The organism is Pseudomonas sp. D4-21, assembly GCF_051132125.1.
In the GTDB taxonomy this organism is placed as follows: Bacteria; Pseudomonadota; Gammaproteobacteria; order Pseudomonadales; family Pseudomonadaceae; genus Aquipseudomonas.
Map to the genome: position 1 here is coordinate 1,563,183 of NZ_CP071664.1, position 18,860 is coordinate 1,582,042.

14 protein-coding genes and 4 tRNA genes are annotated in these 18,860 nt (G+C 59.8%); 11 read left to right on the plus strand and 7 right to left on the minus strand.

Annotated elements, in window-relative coordinates; translation table 11 throughout:
- Positions 1 to 70: 70 nt before the first annotated feature.
- From sugE to rdgC, 3 genes are all read right to left on the minus strand, one after another.
- Positions 71 to 385: a quaternary ammonium compound efflux SMR transporter SugE gene (gene sugE / locus J3Q04_RS06985; protein ID WP_420767876.1), complete on the minus strand. Its 315-nt coding sequence runs from the start codon at positions 383 to 385 to the stop codon at positions 71 to 73.
- A gap of 116 nt (positions 386 to 501) precedes the next feature.
- The gene (locus J3Q04_RS06990; RefSeq protein WP_420767875.1) at positions 502 to 1,467 is read right to left on the minus strand and encodes a bile acid:sodium symporter family protein; all 966 of its coding nucleotides are present in this window, start codon (positions 1,465 to 1,467) and stop codon (positions 502 to 504) included.
- Positions 1,468 to 1,608: 141 nt separating this feature from the next.
- Positions 1,609 to 2,529 (minus strand): recombination-associated protein RdgC, encoded by a 921-nt coding sequence (rdgC, locus tag J3Q04_RS06995; protein WP_434560149.1) that lies wholly within the window; start codon positions 2,527 to 2,529, stop codon positions 1,609 to 1,611.
- Between the two features lie 160 nt (positions 2,530 to 2,689).
- Here rdgC and J3Q04_RS07000 point away from each other — a divergent pair.
- The 4 genes from J3Q04_RS07000 to J3Q04_RS07015 all read left to right on the plus strand — a co-directional run bounded on the left by J3Q04_RS07000 (position 2,690) and on the right by J3Q04_RS07015 (position 3,207).
- Positions 2,690 to 2,765 (plus strand) — tRNA-Val (locus J3Q04_RS07000).
- A gap of 19 nt (positions 2,766 to 2,784) precedes the next feature.
- Positions 2,785 to 2,861: transfer RNA gene (locus J3Q04_RS07005), tRNA-Asp, on the plus strand.
- 176 nt (positions 2,862 to 3,037) lie between these two features.
- A tRNA-Val gene (locus J3Q04_RS07010) sits at positions 3,038 to 3,113 on the plus strand.
- 17 nt (positions 3,114 to 3,130) lie between these two features.
- Positions 3,131 to 3,207 (plus strand) — tRNA-Asp (locus J3Q04_RS07015).
- A gap of 90 nt (positions 3,208 to 3,297) precedes the next feature.
- Here J3Q04_RS07015 and J3Q04_RS07020 read toward each other — a convergent pair.
- Both J3Q04_RS07020 and J3Q04_RS07025 read right to left on the minus strand, forming a co-directional pair.
- A complete protein-coding gene (locus J3Q04_RS07020; protein ID WP_434607246.1) occupies positions 3,298 to 4,434 on the minus strand; it encodes a catalase family protein in 1,137 nt (378 codons plus the stop codon).
- A 31-nt stretch (positions 4,435 to 4,465) separates the two neighbouring features.
- A complete protein-coding gene (locus tag J3Q04_RS07025) occupies positions 4,466 to 6,271 on the minus strand; it encodes a di-heme-cytochrome C peroxidase (RefSeq protein ID WP_434607244.1) in 1,806 nt (601 codons plus the stop codon).
- A gap of 270 nt (positions 6,272 to 6,541) precedes the next feature.
- Between J3Q04_RS07025 and J3Q04_RS07030 the strand changes: the two genes are divergently transcribed.
- The 7 genes from J3Q04_RS07030 to J3Q04_RS07060 all read left to right on the plus strand — a co-directional run bounded on the left by J3Q04_RS07030 (position 6,542) and on the right by J3Q04_RS07060 (position 14,569).
- Positions 6,542 to 7,255 (plus strand): FKBP-type peptidyl-prolyl cis-trans isomerase, encoded by a 714-nt coding sequence (locus J3Q04_RS07030; protein WP_030142016.1) that lies wholly within the window; start codon positions 6,542 to 6,544, stop codon positions 7,253 to 7,255.
- 294 nt (positions 7,256 to 7,549) lie between these two features.
- On the plus strand, positions 7,550 to 8,005 hold the full coding sequence (locus J3Q04_RS07035) for a YkvA family protein (protein WP_434607242.1): 456 nt from the start codon (positions 7,550 to 7,552) through the stop codon (positions 8,003 to 8,005).
- Between the two features lie 114 nt (positions 8,006 to 8,119).
- Positions 8,120 to 8,461, plus strand: a complete 342-nt coding sequence (locus J3Q04_RS07040; protein WP_434560143.1) for a helix-turn-helix domain-containing protein — start codon at positions 8,120 to 8,122, stop codon at positions 8,459 to 8,461.
- Positions 8,458 to 8,829, plus strand: coding sequence for a hypothetical protein (locus J3Q04_RS07045; protein WP_003179080.1), 372 nt, complete (start codon positions 8,458 to 8,460; stop codon positions 8,827 to 8,829). The genes J3Q04_RS07040 and J3Q04_RS07045 overlap by 4 nt, the downstream gene beginning before the upstream one ends.
- Positions 8,829 to 9,230, plus strand: coding sequence for a sel1 repeat family protein (locus J3Q04_RS07050; RefSeq protein ID WP_434560141.1), 402 nt, complete (start codon positions 8,829 to 8,831; stop codon positions 9,228 to 9,230). The genes J3Q04_RS07045 and J3Q04_RS07050 overlap by 1 nt, the downstream gene beginning before the upstream one ends.
- 198 nt (positions 9,231 to 9,428) lie before the next feature.
- The gene (locus J3Q04_RS07055) at positions 9,429 to 14,222 is read left to right on the plus strand and encodes an RHS repeat-associated core domain-containing protein (protein WP_434607239.1); all 4,794 of its coding nucleotides are present in this window, start codon (positions 9,429 to 9,431) and stop codon (positions 14,220 to 14,222) included.
- Positions 14,219 to 14,569 (plus strand): hypothetical protein, encoded by a 351-nt coding sequence (locus J3Q04_RS07060; protein ID WP_420766993.1) that lies wholly within the window; start codon positions 14,219 to 14,221, stop codon positions 14,567 to 14,569. Before J3Q04_RS07055 ends, J3Q04_RS07060 begins: the two co-directional genes overlap by 4 nt.
- Before the next feature lie 157 nt (positions 14,570 to 14,726).
- Here J3Q04_RS07060 and J3Q04_RS07065 read toward each other — a convergent pair whose 3' ends face one another.
- Together J3Q04_RS07065 and J3Q04_RS07070 are read right to left on the minus strand one after the other, a co-directional pair.
- Positions 14,727 to 16,514 (minus strand): bifunctional diguanylate cyclase/phosphodiesterase, encoded by a 1,788-nt coding sequence (locus J3Q04_RS07065; RefSeq protein WP_434607235.1) that lies wholly within the window; start codon positions 16,512 to 16,514, stop codon positions 14,727 to 14,729.
- A gap of 129 nt (positions 16,515 to 16,643) precedes the next feature.
- Positions 16,644 to 18,722 carry a carboxy terminal-processing peptidase gene (locus tag J3Q04_RS07070; protein WP_434564134.1) on the minus strand — a complete coding sequence of 693 codons (2,079 nt, stop codon included), beginning with the start codon at positions 18,720 to 18,722 and terminating at the stop codon, positions 16,644 to 16,646.
- Positions 18,723 to 18,860: the final 138 nt, after the last annotated feature.

Sequence of the window (18,860 nt, forward strand, 5' to 3'; positions counted from 1 at the left end):
CGCTCCCACAATGGACCGCATTCACTCGGTCGACTGTGGGAGCGAGCGTGCTCGCGAAGGCGGTGGAGGCTTAAGCGCTGGCCTTGAGCCCGATCAGCCCGGCAATGATCAACGCGACGCTGGCCAATCGGATCAGTGCCATCGATTCACCAAACAGAATGATCCCGGCGATCACCGTGCCTACGGCACCGACCCCGGTCCAGATTGCGTAGGCCGTGCCCAGCGGCAGTTCCTTCATGGCAAGGCCCAGCAGGCCAAGGCTGATCGCCATGGCCGCGATGGTCAATGCGGTAGGAAGCGGGCGGCTGAAGCCGTCGGTGTATTTAAGGCCGACAGCCCAGCCGACTTCGAACAGGCCGGCAAAAAACAGAATGATCCAGGACATCACACACCTCATCGATGGATGGGGTCGTCCCCGGACAAAAACGCTATGGCGCGCAGGGTCGTCCCCGCATCGGGCGCCAGAATGCCCAATGCTGACTGTTCGGTCAAGTCCGCCTATCAGTCCGCCGTCTGCCGGGAGAGCTCTTCTCTGTCCTGCTTTTCGCTCATGCGACGGAACCAGGTCGAGAGCAGGGCGCCGGAGATGTTGTGCCAGACGCTGAACAAAGCGCTGGGCACCGCCGCCAGCGGCGAGAAGTGCGCACTGGCCAATGCCGCGCCTAGGCCGGAGTTCTGCATGCCTACTTCCAGGGACAAGGTTTTACGCTGGGCCAGTGGCAATCCAAACAGCCGACCGGTGAAATACCCCAGCAGATAACCGAAGCTGTTATGCAGGATGACGATAGCCATGATCAACAGGCCGGATTCGGCGATTTTCGCCTGGCTGGCCGCCACCACGGCGGCGACGATGATCACGATACTGACTACCGATACCAGCGGCAGGACTTCTACGGCGTGACGTACCCGCGCACCCAACAAGCGCTGGGCAACGATGCCCAAGGCAATGGGTAGCAACACGATTTGCAGGATCGACCAGAACAAGGCGGAGAACGACACCGGCAACCAGGCCGACGCCAGCAGCCAGATCAGCGCCGGGGTCAGCAAAGGGGCAAGCAGGGTGGTGATGGCGGAAATCGCCACGGCCAGCGCCAGGTCACCGCGTGCGAGCCAGGTCATGACGTTGGACGAGGTTCCACTCGGGCAGCAACCCACCAGAATGACCCCGACGGCGATTTCCGGCGGCAGGCTGAACGCTTGGCAGAGCAGCCACGCGGTGCCCGGCATGATCACGAACTGGGCAATCACGCCCAGGGCCACGCGTCCTGGACGACGAGCCACTTCGGCGAAGTCTTCCAGCTTGAGTGCCAGGCCCATGCCGAACATCACCAGTCCCAGCAGTGGCACGATGGCGACTTTCAAATCGACGAACCATTGCGGTTGCATGAACGCCAGCACCGCAAAGAACAGCACCCAATAAGCGAATGTATTGCCGACAAAGCGGCTTAACGCAGCCAACGCACGCATGACCTGATCCTTATTATTAAGAACACCAAATACTAATGTGGGAGCGAGCTTGCTCGCGATAGCGGCGTGTCAGTCAACACCTCGGTGGCTGTCATACCGCTATCGCGAGCAGGCTCGCTCCCACAGGGCAATCGTTACTTCTTAGATCCCCTGCGGAATCTCTTCCCCACCCAGCGCTTCAACCAACGCCGGCAGGAATTCGCCGAACGTCAGCATCATGAGGGTAAAGCTGGCATCCAGTTGGCCGAGGGCTTCATCGCCGCCATCCTGCTCCGCCTGGTCCTGCAACAGGTCTTCGAACTTGAGGCGCTTGACCACCATCTTGTCGTCGAGCACGAAGGACAGCTTGTCCTGCCAGGCCAGCGACAGCTGCGTCACCACCTTGCCGGTGTTCAAGTGCAGTTGGATCTCGTCACTGGTCAGGTCCTGGCGCTTGCAACGGACGATGCCACCGTCTTCATGGGTATCGCGCAGCTCACATTCGTCCAGCACGTAGAAATCATCCGCGGCTTTCTGCGTCTTGACCCAGTCGGTCATGATCGCGGTAGGCGCTGTCTTCACTGTGAGTGGGCGTACCGGCAGTGAGCCGATGACTTCGCGCAGGGTGGAGAGCAGGTCTTCGGCACGTTTCGGGCTGGCGGAGTTGACCAGAATCAGGCCCTGTTTTGGCGCGATGGCGGCAAAGGTAGACGAGCGTCGGATAAACGCACGAGGCAGGAACGCCTGGATGATTTCATCCTTGATCTGGTCCCGTTCCTTTTTATAGACCTTGCGCATTTGCTCGGCTTCGATCTCTTCGACCTTTTCCTTGACCGCGTCGCGCACGACGCTGCCCGGCAGGATGCGTTCTTCCTTGCGTGCGGCGATCAACAGGAAGTCCTGGCTGACGTGGACCAGGGGGGCGTCTTCGCCTTTGCCAAATGGCGCGACGAAACCGTAAGTGGTCAACTCCTGGCTTGCACAGGGGCGCGCCAGTTTGCTCGCCAGTGCAGTTTCCAACGCCTCGGCATCAAAAGGCAGATCTTGGGTCAGGCGATAGATAAGCAGGTTCTTGAACCACATGGGGTGAGTCTCTCCTTTATACAAAGGGGGGCATTATTCTCTTCGCGGCGTCATAGGCCAACCCTTCGCTAAGCCTTTGGAAGACCTGAAAAAATTAATTTAAAAAGTGCTTGCCAGGTCGGGGAGTGCTCCGTAGAATGCGCGCCACACCGAAAGTGAAGGGTGATTAGCTCAGCCGGGAGAGCGTCTGCCTTACAAGCAGAATGTCGGCGGTTCGATCCCGTCATCACCCACCATTCGCTTCCAGTGTTACGCGCAGCGGTAGTTCAGTCGGTTAGAATACCGGCCTGTCACGCCGGGGGTCGCGGGTTCGAGTCCCGTCCGCTGCGCCATATTCGGTTACCTGGAACACTGAACACCAGGTCACCACAGAAAGCCCGCTAACGCGGGCTTTTTGCTGTTTGCAGTTACCGCGGTGCGTGTGAATCACATTTTTTTGCTGAATTTATCAATTAAATCAGCACGTTATAAAAAACTGTGAGAGAATGCGCCCCGCATCGAAAGTGAAGGGTGATTAGCTCAGCTGGGAGAGCGTCTGCCTTACAAGCAGAATGTCGGCGGTTCGATCCCGTCATCACCCACCAAACTTTCAATGTTACGCGCAGCGGTAGTTCAGTCGGTTAGAATACCGGCCTGTCACGCCGGGGGTCGCGGGTTCGAGTCCCGTCCGCTGCGCCATATTCGGCACTTGGAACACTGAACGCCAAGTGCTAACCAAAAAGCCCGCTCATTGAGCGGGCTTTTTGTTGCCTGTCATTTGGCCCCTTGCTACTGCTCAGCGTTCCGGCTGTGGCGGTAATCGCTGACCGCCTCGTACACTGCCTTGCGCAAACGGTTGATCCCACCAATGGGGCGATGGGCCTCGATGCCAAACCAAGGGTTGAAAGACTGGTTGTCACACGCCAGGTTCAGCTTGGGCGTATCGAAATCCTGTGCCGGAACCTTGATCCGCGCCACCGTTTCGAACGGCGCATCGCTTTCCTTCCATTCAATACTGGTGTCTTCGATCGGCATGTATTTGCTCGGGTCCTGGCGCTGGATCTGCAAGACAAAACAGGCCGGCACGCGATCGGTGGATAACTGCTGATTCAGCGCGCTACGCAAGAAATTCGGCAGATCCTGGTTTTGGGGCGGCAAGGTGTAGCCTGGGCAACTGTCCGGATCCGGCGCGACGCGAAACTTGGCATTGGCTTCGCCGAACTTGTAAGGCGAAACCGAAAAATAGGTGGTCTGGGTCGGGCTTGCCGGAGGCGGCGAAAGTGTCGCCAGGGCGATAAACAGATGGCGGATCTGCCAAGTGCGTGGGTCCAGGCTTGGAAAGAACGCCATTGCCTTTTTTCCATCGGCTTGCGCGGCCACATTCTGACGGTACTCGGCGACATCACTGACGAAGAAATTCGGATGATTGAACATCACGAAATCCTGCTCGCCCTGTGTTTGCCGATCAGCCAGCAGTTGCTTGCCGGGCACGTCCCGCAGTTTGATCGCCATCCCCCGCGCATCGCGCAGGCTGTCGAACTGGGGATAAGCGTTGCCATTGGAGAGGCGGATCGTTGCCTGCCAGGTCTTGCCCGGTTCAGCGAACACACCCTGGCGCAATGGCGCAGGCAGGTCACTGGGCACCTGGACTTCGGCCATGACGCAACCGTGGGCTTTGGCATGGGCATCGCGCAGGTAGCGGGTACCTTCGCGGTGCTGGTCGACGATGCGGATGGCGGTCTGGATGATGTCCTGGGTCATGGCGCTTTCGTCGGGCGGTATCTGTTCCTTGTCCGGGACCGGTCCGCTGTGTTGCCAGGCGAACCAAGCGGCAGCCAGGGCCCAGCCGAGCAGCCCGATGCCCAGCAGCCATAGAAGCGTCTTGCCCAAAAAGGCGCCGAGGCGCAGCCAGAGCGTGATCAGCATGCAAACATCCTTTTACCTGTGGGGTTCGTCATTACAGTTGCGACTCCAGTGGCCCGCCGAGCACTTTTAAATACTCCAGCAAGGCCCAGCGCTCTTGCGGTTGCAGCAAGCGACCGATAACGCCATTGCCTCGCTCGCCCGCGCGGAACTCATGGCCGCTGTTGTGATTGCCAGTGACCCGCGTATCGAAGAGAAATCGATTGGCAAAGGCCTCCGTGCGATAGCCCAGGTGTCGCGGATCGTACTCGAAGCTGCCTTTATAGAAGGTGGTGGCCCGCTCAGCCTGGGGCGACAACAATTGATAGAGGGTTGGCACGGAGCCGTTGTGCAGGAAGGGCGGGGTGGCCCAGACGCCCGCCAGCGGTCGCGCTTTGTAGGCGCGCAGTTCACGCACGCCGATGGGCAGGCCAAAACCATCCAGGGCCGGGCGCTCGGCTGGCGTGACGCCGGCGTCGCGATAGGCGCGGTTTTCGACGAATGCCGTGACATAGGCCAGGCCCTTGGCGACCGAGACCCGGCTAAGGTCCAGTGGCTCTGTCGGGGTCGGGTGCAGTTGTACATCCAGCTTCGCCAGTTCGGCCGGATCCCATTGCAGACTGGTCAGATTGAAACGGTGGTCGGCGATATTGTTCGCAGTGCCGGGGTCGGTGCCGATCACTTTCACCGGCAGCATGTGCAATTGCTGGACCGGTCTGTCGGGGCCCTGGATAACCTTGGGCACATGGCAGCCGGCACAGTTTTCGGTAAACAGCTCCCGGCCTTTTGCGGCCAACGGCTTGTCGATCGAGCCCAGCAATGCTTCCGGCCACGCTGGGGGCTTGAGCAGTTGCAGGGTTTCTTCGATCTTGTTCAGGTCGCGCACGCGTACGCTGGATGGATAGCGTGCGTCGCCCTGTAGCGGTTTGCCCTGGGCGTCGAAGAAGCTCAACGTGGCACCGACGCCCAACGCTTCGCCGACATTGCGGGCCATCGGTTGCTGGGCCGAGCCGTTCCATTGCACCCAGTCGAATGTCCACATTTCCCATAATTGCGGGTAATCCACCGGCGCGTTGGCGACCCGGTAGTTTTCTGCCGAGATGGCATCGCCAAAGCTTGCATTGGCGATACGGCCGAAGGCGTCGGTACGGCCAGGGCCTTCCTCGGTAGGGTAGAGGCCGCGGTGGGTGTCGTTCCAGGCCGTGCGCAGAAAAGTGTTCAGGGACACCTTGAACGCCTTGCGCAACTCTTCATGGCGGGCGTCGTAGTCGTTGCCCAACACCTGGCGGGCGAAGCGTTCGAATTTCCATGGGTTGTAGTAAGTCGAGGCGAGACTCCCGACCAATGCCTGTCCGAAACTACCTCCGCGCAGCGTCGGAACAGTCGATGGCAACACGTGCTGGGCTGAACCGCCGTCGATCCGTATCGCTTGGCCCTTGAAGCGCAATTCGCCGGTGTGGCAGGCCGCGCAGGTGATGTCCAGATATTGCTCGCTGCTGCTCGCATTTTGGTGCCGCGTGAAGCCTACCGGCAGGTTGCCGGGGTTTTCCGGCGTGGCCTTCTGCGCCGGATCGACGAGGAAACCGAAGCGCGCCAGGTACTCCGGCGAAGCGAAGCGCTGTTGCGAAAAAGGAAGTTCCAAGGCGGTGAACCAGTCATAGCGCAGGCCTTTGACCTGGGTGCCCTGGGGCGTGAAGTAGTAGGTTTGGCGCTCGGCGGGGCTCCATTGCTCCAGGTAATGCACCTGTTCGACAGGTGTATAGGCGGGCAGGCGCGGGTTGGCGACGTAATAAAGCACCACGGCCGCGGCGACGACAAGCAGTGTGAGGATCAGCAAAAGAATGCGAGAGAGGAGGCGCACGGTAACGTCCTTGTTTTTTTTGATATGCCCTTATGCCTCAGTGCCGCTTGGCCGGCAAGTGGCCATTACCCTGGGCTGGCGGCGGGGCGGCTATTTGTCCCGGTTCGTAATAGATGACAGATGCTTCATCTGCCCAGGATTAAAAAGCGTTTGCCGGCCTGAACTTATCATCACTTTGCGGCTCACATGCCGGTAGCCATTGGTCGTGGCCGCCTGATAAGCTCGCGGCTTTACTCGATTGCCCTTTAGGCGCATGAACAAGGAAATAGCATGAAACAGCATCGGTTGGCGGCGGCGGTTGCCCTGGTTGGCCTGGTACTGGCGGGTTGCGACTCGCAGACCAGCGTAGAGCTGAAAACCCCGGCGCAGAAAGCTTCCTACGGTATCGGCCTGAACATGGGCAAGAGCCTGGCTCAGGAAGGTATGGATGACCTGGACTCCAAAGCAGTGGCCCAGGGCATCGAAGATGCCGTCGGCAAGAAAGAACAGAAGCTGAAAGACGAAGAGTTGGTCGAGGCCTTTGCCGCACTGCAAAAACGTGCCGAAGAGCGCATGGCCAAGATGAGCGAAGAGTCGGCTGCGGCTGGCAAGAAATTCCTCGAAGAAAATGGCAAGAAGGCCGGCGTGACCACCACCGCTTCGGGCCTGCAGTATGAAGTCGTCAAGAAAGCCGACGGCGCGCAGCCCAAGCCGACCGACGTGGTGACTGTTCACTACACCGGCAAGCTGACCAACGGTACTGTCTTCGACAGTTCCGTGGAGCGTGGTAGCCCGATTGACCTGCCGGTCAGCGGTGTGATCCCAGGTTGGGTCGAAGGCCTGCAATTGATGCACGTCGGTGAGAAGTACAAGCTGTACATCCCAAGTGACCTGGCGTACGGCGCCCAGAGCCCGAGCCCGGCGATCCCTGCCAACTCGGTCCTGGTGTTCGACCTGGAGCTGCTGGCCATCAAGGACCCGGCAAAAGAAGACGCAGCCAAGTAATCGCGTCTGCTATAAAGACAACGCCTCGCTCATGCGGGGCGTTGTTGCATTCGGCTTTCGGTAAATGAGCAAAAAAACCGAACGCCCGGCAGCGACCACAGTCATAGGCAGTACAGGCGTCGTGCTAGACCCAGTCGGCCAATCAAGTCAATGAAATATTGGGTTTTTTTATGTGAGTAAAAAACGCCCGATCTAAGCCGAGCCCTTATGAACCGTGGGCTTCAGCGGTGAAATGCAGCTCTGTTCACAAGGTTATCCACAATTTGTGTGGATAACATTTCAGTGGGAGAAGAAATGAAGGCGCCGTGGAATTTCACGAGATTTCTGCCCCTGGCGGGACGGCTTTTGGCCCGCGGCCGATTGCCGACATTACTGTTTGCCGTCGCCAGCAAGGGCGCGCGTGAAGGAGGGCGGCTAGGCAAGCTCAAGGACGACCTGCGCTTGCTTCAGGCGTTGTGCCTGGCTTACTGGCGTGGTGAATACCGGGCAGTCAGCGCCAAGTCGTTGCTTTCGATAGTGGCCGGGCTCATGTATTTCCTGAGTCCCTTGGACGCGATTCCGGACTTGCTGCCCATGCTCGGCATGTTCGACGACATCGCCGTGCTGGCGTGGATCATGAAGACACTCGACGACGAACTGAGCCCCTTCCGTGCCTGGCGAGACCGGCAGTCACCCGAGAAGCTCGCGTTGGTGGAAAGACTTCCCGATACCCCGGAACAACTTCAGCTCCAACGCCCGAAAAAGATCTGATCCAGCCCTATCCCTTCAGAAGATCATCGCCCCCGCGACCTTAGCCGCTATTTAGGATTACACTTCCTAGGAAAAAAGCTGACTCGCTAAGTGTTGTTGTCCTACGGGGTAGTCATGGATATTCAAGTAATCACACGCGACGGAGAGCCCGAGTACGCGGTTTTACCGTGGGATCAATACCAGTCGTTATTGAAGGCAGCAGGCATTAAACAAGCTCCGCCGCGCGAGGCAGACGTCCAGCCTGCGGCGGCACCCGGCCAGGTTCTCCCTGGTCTGGATCAATTGCGCAGTCTGCGCGAAGGGAAGGGCATCGCCATCGAGGCGTTGGCCCGCACGGTAGGCATCAGCCCGTCTTATCTGGCCATGATCGAGAGTGGTGAGCGTCAGCCCGACGCCGCTATCAAGCGCAGTCTGGCCTGGGAACTGACGGTGCCGGGTTGGAGGGATGAATCGTGAGTGTACGCATCAGTCGGCAACATTGGGACGGATTGTTGGGTGAGTTGGACCAGGCGCGGCGCCAGCGCCATTTGTTGACCTATCGCGCCTTGCTGGAACGCTTGCAACTCCCCAGCCCGGCCATGCAGACCTTGACCGCAGCGCTTGAACACCTGGCCGCGCTGGACGCCCGCGCCGAACAACCGCTGCGCAGTTCGCTGGTCATCAGCCAAGGCGCCAGCCGGCTGCCGCGTACTGGATTTTTCGAATGTGTCGAGCGTCTTGGGCGCTTTTCCGGTCCTTCCGACGGCGTAGCCGCCGCGTCCTGGCATGCTTCGGAAGTGGTCCGGGTGTTCGAGTACGAATATCCCGAATCGGCGGAAGCCTAGTGCTCTGGCGTATCAAGGCCCGGGCTGGTTATTGGCTCGCGCGCCGGTTGTTTCATTGGCCATGGTTCGTTCGACAGCCGCGTGGCTGGGCCTGGCTCGAAGGTCAGTTCGCACGCATGGCGAACCTGGGCGACGTTGGCGCCCAGAGTTTCTACGGGCACATCCTGACATTTCGTGGCCAAGGGCTGGGCGCCCGGGAAGAGGGCATTCGCTTGCTGCGCCTCGCCGCACTGGCCGGCGATGGCAAAGCCGCATACCAGCTCGGTGTCATCAGCCTTGCCGGCAGCACCACTGGCGCGCCGGATCCGGTGGAAGCGGCTCGCTGGTGGACCTTGGCCGCAAAGGCTGGGCACCCACTGGCTGAAATAAAGCTCAAGTCGCTCAAGGGCCAGGAACCTTAGTTTCCTCAGTCTTATTCCCCCGTTCTGAGGGGGATTGCCCTGCGGGGCTAATCAAAGAATTGTCCTACGCGCTCCGCCTCCTTATCTGACTTATTTCCCAAGCCGTCCCCGGCAAAGTCTCGCGCTCCGATTTCTTGCGAGACGCTTGCCCATGCCCGATCGTTTTCTCCTGCCGGTTCTTGATCGAGCCATGCGCTGATGGATCAGGCGCGCCGCATCGAGGCTGAACTCGACAGCTTCCAGGACACCCTTTCGCTTTATCGCGAGCAGCTTGATCGTTGGTATAGCCGGGCTGCGGATCGCGTCAGCCAAGCGGCCGACCTGCCTTCGCTGATGGGCATGGAACGACTGATTCGTTTCGGCCAAAGCACTACGGCAGTCGACGTCCGGGACAGGGACTTTCTATCCGTCGTCGTCCAGTGCCCGCAAGGCGGGATCATGACGATCGAGAGCAAGCTCGAGTCCGTGTACGACATCCCGCTGGGCGATATCGTGGTGGATGTGGTGGCGGTGGACACGGGCGAGGCCACGCCGGTCACGCTGGATGCTCAGGGCGTGGGTCGCTTCAAGGGCGAGGCGGGGCGGTCTTACCGGGTGCGTGTCCAGGGCGAAGTGTCCCCCAAGCGAATCGATGAGCTGTTTTCTTCCTACGACGGCCTGACGAATGATCTGACGGACTGGCTTCGCGGCGAGTGGCAGGGCTTCAAGCCGCAGTGGGCCCAGCAGTCATTGGCGACTTCGGCGGCAGCGGTGGGCAATGGCTTGCTCGCCGGCGGTTGGGCGGCGATCGAAGGCGTGTGGGACAGCATCAGTTTGCTGTCGGACATCCTCAAGGATCCCTCCCGGTTCGGCGGACGGTTGGGCAGCAGCGCAGCCGAGCTGGCCCAGCTTGCCGAGTCGGCGCCGCTGGTCATGGCGAAGCTGCAATTGCTCGCCAGCGACGAAGCGGCGCTGTGCTTGTTGGTGCGCACCGCCAGTCTCTGGCTGGACATGCTGCCCCCCAGTGAACTGGCGGGCGACACGGCGACGGTGTTATCCACAGTGGTCGTGCAGTTGGTCATCGACCTGTTGATCGGCGTGGTGCTGACCTTCGTCGGGGCAGGCGCGGGCATTGCTTATCTCTCGATGCGCCTGGGCCGGCACGGTGCTCGTCTGCTGGATGCCGTGAAGCGTTTTATCAGTGCCATTTTCGAGCTGGTGAACGGCTTCATGGGCTACGTTGACCGCTACAAGGCTGTGGCCGCGCGGGGCATTGCCGCCGGCGTAAAGAAGGGGCGCATGCAGTTGCGCTGGGATGCGCAGCGCAACACCACGCTGAAAAAGCAAGAACACCACGACGACGCCCCCACGCAGTCGAAAAACCCCAACGGCGACCCCGCCGACAGCGCCGCCCAGACCCGCACCGACGGTTGCCCGGTGTCCATGGTCACCGGCGAAGAGCTGCTCACCCTCGAAGACGGCACCCTCGACGGACGCTTGCCCTTCGTCTTCACCCGCCTCTACCGCACCAGCGCCGCCGACCTGGACATCGGGCTCGGCCGCGGATGGACCCATGCCCTGGCCCATCGCCTGTTGATCGACGGCGAGCAGGTGACCTGGATCGACCAGGAAAACCGCCGCACCACGTTTCCCCGGCCCAGCCTGCAACGCCCAGCCATCCACAACAGCCTGGCCCGCGCGGCGATTTATCTGAGCAACGAGCCGGACGAATTGATCGTCGCCCAGCCCGGCGAAGACGCTCCTTTCCTACATTTTCGCGACGGTCATCTGACGGCCCTGAGCGATCGGTACGACAACCGCCTGACCGTCCAACGCAACATCTACGGCGACATCAGCCGTCTGGACAACGGTGCCGGCCGCTGTTTGCGTTTGCGCTACGAGCATCGGCACCTGGTCGCCATCGACTATCAGAGCTTTCACCCGGCGCTGACCCTCGACGAAGCCTGGCGCACCGAACAGACCCTGGTGACCTACCGCTACGATGCGCGTTTACGCCTCATCGAAGCGACCAACGCCGCCGGCGAGAGCGAGCGCTACGACTACGACGACCAGCACGTCATCCTCCAGCGGCAACTGGCCGGGGGCGCGAGTTTCTACTGGGAGTGGCAAGGCCTCGGCCCGGCGGCGCGCTGTGTCCGGCATTGGGCCTCGTTCGCGCAGATGGACAGCCGCTACACCTGGGGCGACGACGGCAGCGTCACGGTCCGGCATATCGATGGCAGCCAGGACGTGTATGTCCACGACGACCACGCGCGGCTGGTGCGCCAGGTCGATCCCGCCGGCGGCGAACACCTCAAGGCTTATGACGAACAGGGCCGGCTGATCGCCGAGCAAGACCCGCTGGGCGCCGTCACCGAATACCGCTACGACGAAGTCGGACGGCTGGTGGCGCTGATTCCGCCGGAAGGCGAGCCCACGTCCTACGAATACCGAAACGGTTTCCTACACGCCCGGACTCGCGGCAAGGCCGTGTGGACCTACTGGCGCAATGCCCAGGGCGACATCATCGAAGTCGTCGACCCGGCTCGCCAAAGCACCTGGTATCACTACGACGACCAGGGGCAACTGAACACCATCAGCTACCCGGACGGCGGTGCCCATCATTTTGTGCGAAACCCGTTGGGCCAACTGACGGAAGAAATCCTGCCGGACGACGGCCAGCGAGTTTTTTCCTACGACGCCCTGGGCCGTCTGCTGACCCGTCAAGACGAACGCGGCGCCGTCACCCATTACCAATGGGACGCCGTGGGCCGCTTGCTACAGACCACCCTGCCCACCGGCGCGACCCGTGCATGGAGCTACAACGCCTACGGCAAGGTCACCGCGGAGCGGGACGAACTGGGGCGCATCACCCGCTACGAATACGCCGACGATCTGCACCTGGTCAGCCGCCGCCTCAACCCCGACGGCAGTGAACTGAAGTACCGCTACGACTCGGCGCGGCTGTTGCTGACCGAAATCGAGAACGAATCCGGCGAAAAATATCAGCTGGACTACACGCCCAACGGACTGATCCGACAGGAAACCGGCTTCGACGGCCAGCGCACCGGCTACGCCTACGACCTCAACGGCCACCTGCTGGAAAAGACCGAGTTCGGCGCCGACGGCAGCCAGCGGATCACCGCCTACCAACGCGACACCGCCGGCCGCCTGCTGCGCAAGACCTTGCCCGACGGTGCCACAGTCGAGTACGGCTACGACGCCCTCGGGCGACTGATCAGCGTTGAAGACGGCCATTGGCCGCTGGCCTACGAATACGACAACCAGGACCGCCTCGTCGCCGAACATCAGGGTTGGGCGAGCCAGCATTATCGCTACGACAATGTCGGCCGGTTGGTCCATTGTCGCCTGCCCGATCGCAGCACCCTGGATTACCGCCACCTGCGAGGCGGGGCGCTGATCGCCATCGACCTCAACGGCACGTGCCTGACCGAACACCGCTTCAAGGGCGGCCGCGAACGCCAGCGCCAGCAGGGCCAGCTGCTCAGCGACTACAGCTACGACGAACAGGGTCGCCTCAAGGCCCAGACCGTGTGGCAAAGCCAGCAAAAACAACTGTTCTGGCGCGACTATTCCTACACCGCCAACGGCAACCTCGCCGCGCTTTCCGACACGCGAAACCGACGCGGCTACCAGTACGACGCGCTGGATCGCCTGGTGCGCATCGACTACGCCCACAGCCAACCCCCGGAACATTTTTCCCACGACCCGGCCGGCAATGTGTTGTTCAACGACCGTCCCGGCCCGACCACCCTCAAGGGCAACCGCCTACTGATGGAGGGCGATCGTCACTATGACTACGACGCCTACGGCAACCTGGTCCGCGAACGCCGCGGCCATGCCCAGTGCCTCGTCACGCAATACCGCTACGACAGCCAACATCGGCTCATCGGCGTCACCACCCCCGACGGAAGCGAAACCTCCTACCGCTACGACGCCTTCGGCCGACGCATCGAAAAGACCGTGGACGGCCTCACCACGGAATTCATCTGGCAGGGCGACCAGGTCATCGCTGAAAGCAGCGACCGTCACTACCAGAGCTACGTCTATGAGCCCGGCACCTTCCGCCCCCTGGCCCTGCTGGAAGGCGCAGGCCCGGAAAAAGCCACGCCGTTCTACTACCACCTCGACCACCTCGGCACTCCCCAGGAACTGACCAGCCACCAAGGCGAAGTCGTCTGGGCCGCGCGCTACAACGGCTACGGCAAACTCACCGAACTGCGCCACGGCGACGGCAAGCGCCTGGAACAACCGCTGCGCTTTCAGGGGCAATACCACGACCGGGAAAGCGGCCTGCATTACAACCGGCACCGGTACTACAATCCGGAGACGGGGCGGTATCTGACGCTGGATCCGAGCAAGCTCAAGGGTGGGCTCAATGGGTATCGGTACACCCTGAACCCGACGGGGTGGGTGGATCCGTTGGGGTTGGAAGGTTGCCCTGGCGACGGATGTAAAAAACCTGCCATTGGTAAACAAGACCCGGCGACTAAGGTTGGGGTGGATGAGGGTGAGCCTGCGCTGCCGATGACGGCGGAGCAGCGGAGGGCTCGGATTGATGCGTTGGCGGAAGCGAATGCTTATCGGCGTTTGGATGAGATGGAGCGATCGATACCAGGCGCGCATTTCCTACAGAAACATGGTGCTCAGACTACTACGGAGGCTCAGTTGGAGCGCGTTACGACAGGGCGAAATCCTGGCACTGGGCAAATCGATGTATATCACAGTGGAAGTAATGCAGGGCTACCTGCTATTCCGTCTGCCGCAACTCGTTTCCTTAATCATCGTGATCAGCTCAATGCTATTTATCGAGCTCAATTGATTTTCAGGCGAGCAGGAATCGCCGAGTCTAAAGAACCAATTGAAATGGGGCGGGTAATTGGTGAGGGTTATAAAAGAGATGGTTTGGAGTATATACAGCAAACTAAGGCGATTGTTATTCTTGATACAAGTGGCCTACCTAAGACAGCTTATACAGGACCGAGCACATGAAAAAACCGTTTGATTTGCACTGTATTTGGGGGTTGCTTTTTGTTTTTAGTATTGAGAATACTAATGATGTGGCGCGTGAGGAAATAATAACTTCAAAAAATGTAAATGATGACGAGGAATTGAGCCAGCTATTTGACTTGTTGATTCGTCCGGATTTTTTATGTCACACTTCAAAAGAGCAGATTTTACTAATTGATACTCTTGCCTATTTCTTAGGGTGCGATGACAGTTTTGATAGAGTTTTTTTAAATTTGGATACATACTTCGATCAGAAGGTTGAAGATCAGCGCAGATTTATGAGGGTTCTACTGGCTTCTTTAATGAAGTATAGAGCCGAGGCAATCTGATTAAGTTAGGGTTGGTTATAAATCTAGAAACAGCCTACGCAATTAACCAGACACACAACGTTTTCCATAAGAGGGGCTGCTACGCAGCCCAGCGGGAGCAAGCTCCCTCGCCACAGGATTTGTAGCTGCCATGCCGTTGGGGTGAAGGCACCCATTTTCACACCGACAGCCCCAACTCCAGGACCGGTACCTGCTCGATCGCACCATTAATCAAGTACAAACTCCCCCCAACAATTTCCTTGGCATGATGCTTGGCCTGGGAAGCGAGTTCGGCCAGCTGACTGGCATCCAGCCCCGCACAAGCCTCCGAGCGCAGGTGCACCACCCCAATCGACAGCGACAGCAACGCAAATTCCTGCCGCACCCCCTGTCGGTTCAGCGCAGTAAAACAACCAGCCTCCAAGTGCTCGGGCCGGTAGAAGCGGCGGCAGTGGTTCTGGAAGTCTTTCAATAATTGGGTCAGGCGTTTGCGCCAATCATCCGGGCCGAGGACCAGTAGGAAGTCGTCGCCGCCGATGTGGCCGACGAAGTCGCGGCTGGGGTCGATGCGTTCGTTCAGGCATTGCGCCAGGCACAGTAGGACTTCGTCCCCGCGACCGTAGCCGTAGATGTCGTTGAAGGGTTTGAAGCTGTCGATGTCGACGTAGCAGATTACCGACTCCTGACGCTGCTGCAGCAAGCGGGTAAGGCATTGCTGGATCGGCACGTTGCCGGGCAGCAAGGTCAGCGGGTTGGCGTAGCGGGCCTGTTGGATCTTCAGTTCGGTGATGAGCTTGAGCACGTCGATCACGCGCCCCAATCCCATGTAGCTGCCATTGAGGGTGATGATGAAATCTTCTTCGATGCGTTGTCGGGCGCGGCTGGTGATCAGGCGGCTGACTTGTTGCAAGGATTGGTTGAGTTCCACCGCGAGGAAGTCGTCGCTCATCAGGCGGCTGATGGGCTTGCGCGCGAAGAGGTCGGTGGCGAAGGGTTTGAGCAGCGCGTCCGAGAGCGAATGACGATGGACGATGCCGCACGGCTGGGCACGGTCATCCAACACTGCTAGGGAGTTGAGGTTGGCCTGGCGGCGGAACGCATCCAGGACTGCCGCCGTCGGGGTGTCGTGGGCCACCGCCGGTTGTTCGTTGAGCAGGGCGCCGAGGTCGCTCACTTCATCGCCCAAGGGCACCACCCCGCTGTCCTGCCGGGGCATCAGCGCTTTGGCATCCTGGCACGGGTGTTCCTGGGGCCGGGCAAGCAGATAACCCTGGACCAGATCGACGCCCATCTCGATCAGCACGGCCAGTTCTTCCGGCAGTTCTATTCCCTCGGCGATCACTTGGGCCCGTGATGCCTGGGCGATTTTCAGGATGGAACCCACGAATTCTCGCTTGAGCGCGTCCTGGTGAATGCCATCGATGAAGTGCCGGTCGATCTTCACGTAATCGGGGCGCAGTTCCGACCAGAGCCGCAGGCTTGAATAACCGGCGCCAAGGTCGTCCAGCGCAATGGAAAAACCCATCGCCCGATAATGATGCAGAGCGGTTTGCAGGAGCTGGAAATCATCGATCGGGGTTTGTTCGGTCAGTTCGATGACGACCTGGCTGGGCGGGATGCCGAAGTCCTGCAACAACTGCAACGTACGACCGGTCTGGTGTGCCGATTCAAGCAGGGATTCGGGCGAGACGTTGAGAAACAGCTTGCCCGGCAGTTTTTGCTCATTGAAGCGCTGGCAGGCGCTGCGACGGCAGGCCAGCTCCAGTTCGCTGAGTCGCCCGGCCTGGCGAGCCACCGACAGCAATGCGACAGGGGAGTGCAAGGGGCTGTTGGACGGGCCGCGAGTCAACGCTTCGTAACCCAGGATGCGTCGTTCGGAGAGGCACACGATGGGTTGGAACAGACTGTGCAAACCGCTGTGACTCAGGATCGAGCTCAAGGCACCCAGCTGTTCTATCGTGGTCATGGCAGTCTCTGGCGATAAAAAAAGGACGGGCGCAACCCCTGCTGGGGCGCGCCCGGTCCTGTATTTCACGACAGACTGATGTCAGTTTGATGACACTCCGACGAGCATCACCATTAAATGGCCATCATCTCAGTGCTTGGCGACCGCCGTGTTGAGTTTCAGGTAATCCAAAAGGATTCGCCCGGTTTCACTCAGGTAGGCATCATCTTCCGGCTTGGTCTTTTCCGGCTCGGTAATCAGGTCTTCGTCTTCTTTCTTCAGTTCTTTGAGCGGCTCTTCGCCCTTGGCTTTGCGACGCAGGTTTTCCATCGCCAGTTGCTTGGCCTCGATGTCGGCATGCTGTGCGCGGCGGTCGGCTTCGTTGAGTGTGACGGTTTTTTCGGTCATCAATTTTTGCGCCAAGGCCAGCTTGTCGCGAATGAACACGAATTCAGCGTCCTGGGCGGTGCGGGTGTCATGTTCGGACTTGAGCTGGGCCAGGAATGGCTTGAATGGGTCCACGGCCGGCTTGATCGCGGGACGGATGGTGTCCCACGGCATGGCTTCGGGCAGGGCGCTTTCACCGATTTCCTTGGTGTCGATGATCGACGGGTAATCGATATCAGGCAGCACGCCCTGATGCTGAGTGCTCTGGCCGGAAACACGGTAGAACTTCGCCAGGGTCAGTTTCAGTTCGCCGTGGTTCAACGGCTGGATGGTCTGCACGGTGCCCTTGCCGAAAGTCTGGCCGCCGATGATCAAGGCGCGGTGGTAGTCCTGCATGGCACCGGCGAAAATCTCCGAGGCCGAAGCGGACAGTCGATTGACCAGCAAGGCCATCGGGCCTTTGTAGAATGCGCCCGGGTTCTCATCTTCCAGCACATCGACCCGGCCATCGGCATTGCGCACGAGCACGGTCGGGCCTTTGTCGATGAACAGGCTGGTCAATTCGGTGGCTTCCTGCAGCGAGCCGCCGCCGTTGTTGCGCAAATCGATGACGACGCCGTCGACCTTTTCCTTTTGCAGTTCGGTCAGCAGCTTCTTGACGTCGCGCGTGGTGCTCTTGTAGTCCGGATCTCCGGCGCGGAAAGCCTTGAAGTCCAGGTAGAACGCCGGGATCTCGATGATGCCGAGCTTGTAGTCCTTGCCGTCCTGCTTGAGTTTCAGGACCGATTTCTTCGCGGCCTGTTCTTCCAGCTTCACTGCTTCACGGGTGATGGACACGACTTTGCTGGTCTGGTCATTTGGCGCATTGCTGGCCGGAATGACCTCCAGGCGGACCACCGAGCCTTTCGGGCCACGGATCAGCTTGACCACTTCATCCAGGCGCCAGCCGACCACGTCGACCATTTCCTTGTTGCCTTGGGCGACACCAATGATCTTGTCCGCCGGACCGACCTGCTTGGTCTTGTCCGCCGGGCCCGCGGGCACCAGGCGCACGATTTTGACCTGGTCGTTGTCGCTTTGCAGGACCGCGCCGATGCCTTCCAGGGACAAGCTCATGTTGATGTCGAAGTTCTCCGCGTTATCCGGCGACAGATAATTGGTGTGCGGGTCGTAGGACATTGCAAAGGTATTGATGTAGGCCTGGAAGATATCCTCGGCTCGGGTCTGGTCCAGACGCGCCAATTGGTTCTTGTAGCGCTTGGTCAGGGTTTCCTGGATCTGCTTGGGATCCTTTCCGGCGATCTTCATGCGCAGCACTTCGTCCTTGACGCGTTTGCGCCACAGGTCGTCGAGTTCGGCCGTACTTTTGAGCCAAGGCGCGTCCTTGCGGTCGACCAGCAAGGTTTCCTTGGCATTGAAATCGATTTTGTCGACACCCTTGTTCAATTCGGCAAGGGCGTAATCCAGGCGCGCCTTGACGCGGTCCAGGTAGCGCTTGTAGATAATGAACCCGGCGTTCAGGTCGCCGCTTTTGAGGAAGTCGTCGAATTGAGTCTTCCACTTGTCGAATTCGGCAATGTCACTGGCCAGGAAATAGCTGCGCGACGGATCAAGCAGCTTCAGGTAGCTGTCATAGATGATGACAGAGCGCGCGTCATCAAGCGGCGGCTTGCTGTAGTGATGACGCTTGAGCAACTCAACGACGTTAAGGCTGGCGATCACCTCGTCGCGATCGGGCTGAAGCTTGTCCCAGCTGTTGGCCGCGAGCGCAGTGCTCGAAAGCGTCGAAACGCCGAGGCCAATGAAGAGGGCAAGTGCAGTACTGGGGAACAAGTGCTTCATGCTGATTCGACGCAGGGACAATTGATAACGCATATTAGGCCGTCTTTGAAGTCGCCGGTTCCATGTGGCCCGGGCGCATAATGCAAGAAAGCCCGGCGTTATAGCAGCGGGCCCAGTCGAGACTCACTATGGAGGCAC

What these genes read in the sequence shown, in the direction of transcription:
- sugE (WP_420767876.1), bottom strand. Translation starts at nt 385, where the DNA reads ATGTCCTGGATCATTCTGTTTTTTGCCGGCCTGTTCGAAGTCGGCTGG.
- J3Q04_RS06990 (WP_420767875.1), bottom strand. Translation starts at nt 1,467, where the DNA reads ATGCGTGCGTTGGCTGCGTTAAGCCGCTTTGTCGGCAATACATTCGCT.
- rdgC (WP_434560149.1), bottom strand. Translation starts at nt 2,529, where the DNA reads ATGTGGTTCAAGAACCTGCTTATCTATCGCCTGACCCAAGATCTGCCT.
- J3Q04_RS07020 (WP_434607246.1), bottom strand. Translation starts at nt 4,434, where the DNA reads ATGCTGATCACGCTCTGGCTGCGCCTCGGCGCCTTTTTGGGCAAGACG.
- J3Q04_RS07030 (WP_030142016.1), top strand. Translation starts at nt 6,542, where the DNA reads ATGAAACAGCATCGGTTGGCGGCGGCGGTTGCCCTGGTTGGCCTGGTA.
- J3Q04_RS07035 (WP_434607242.1), top strand. Translation starts at nt 7,550, where the DNA reads ATGAAGGCGCCGTGGAATTTCACGAGATTTCTGCCCCTGGCGGGACGG.
- J3Q04_RS07040 (WP_434560143.1), top strand. Translation starts at nt 8,120, where the DNA reads ATGGATATTCAAGTAATCACACGCGACGGAGAGCCCGAGTACGCGGTT.
- J3Q04_RS07055 (WP_434607239.1), top strand. Translation starts at nt 9,429, where the DNA reads ATGGATCAGGCGCGCCGCATCGAGGCTGAACTCGACAGCTTCCAGGAC.
- J3Q04_RS07060 (WP_420766993.1), top strand. Translation starts at nt 14,219, where the DNA reads ATGAAAAAACCGTTTGATTTGCACTGTATTTGGGGGTTGCTTTTTGTT.
- J3Q04_RS07065 (WP_434607235.1), bottom strand. Translation starts at nt 16,514, where the DNA reads ATGACCACGATAGAACAGCTGGGTGCCTTGAGCTCGATCCTGAGTCAC.
- J3Q04_RS07070 (WP_434564134.1), bottom strand. Translation starts at nt 18,722, where the DNA reads ATGAAGCACTTGTTCCCCAGTACTGCACTTGCCCTCTTCATTGGCCTC.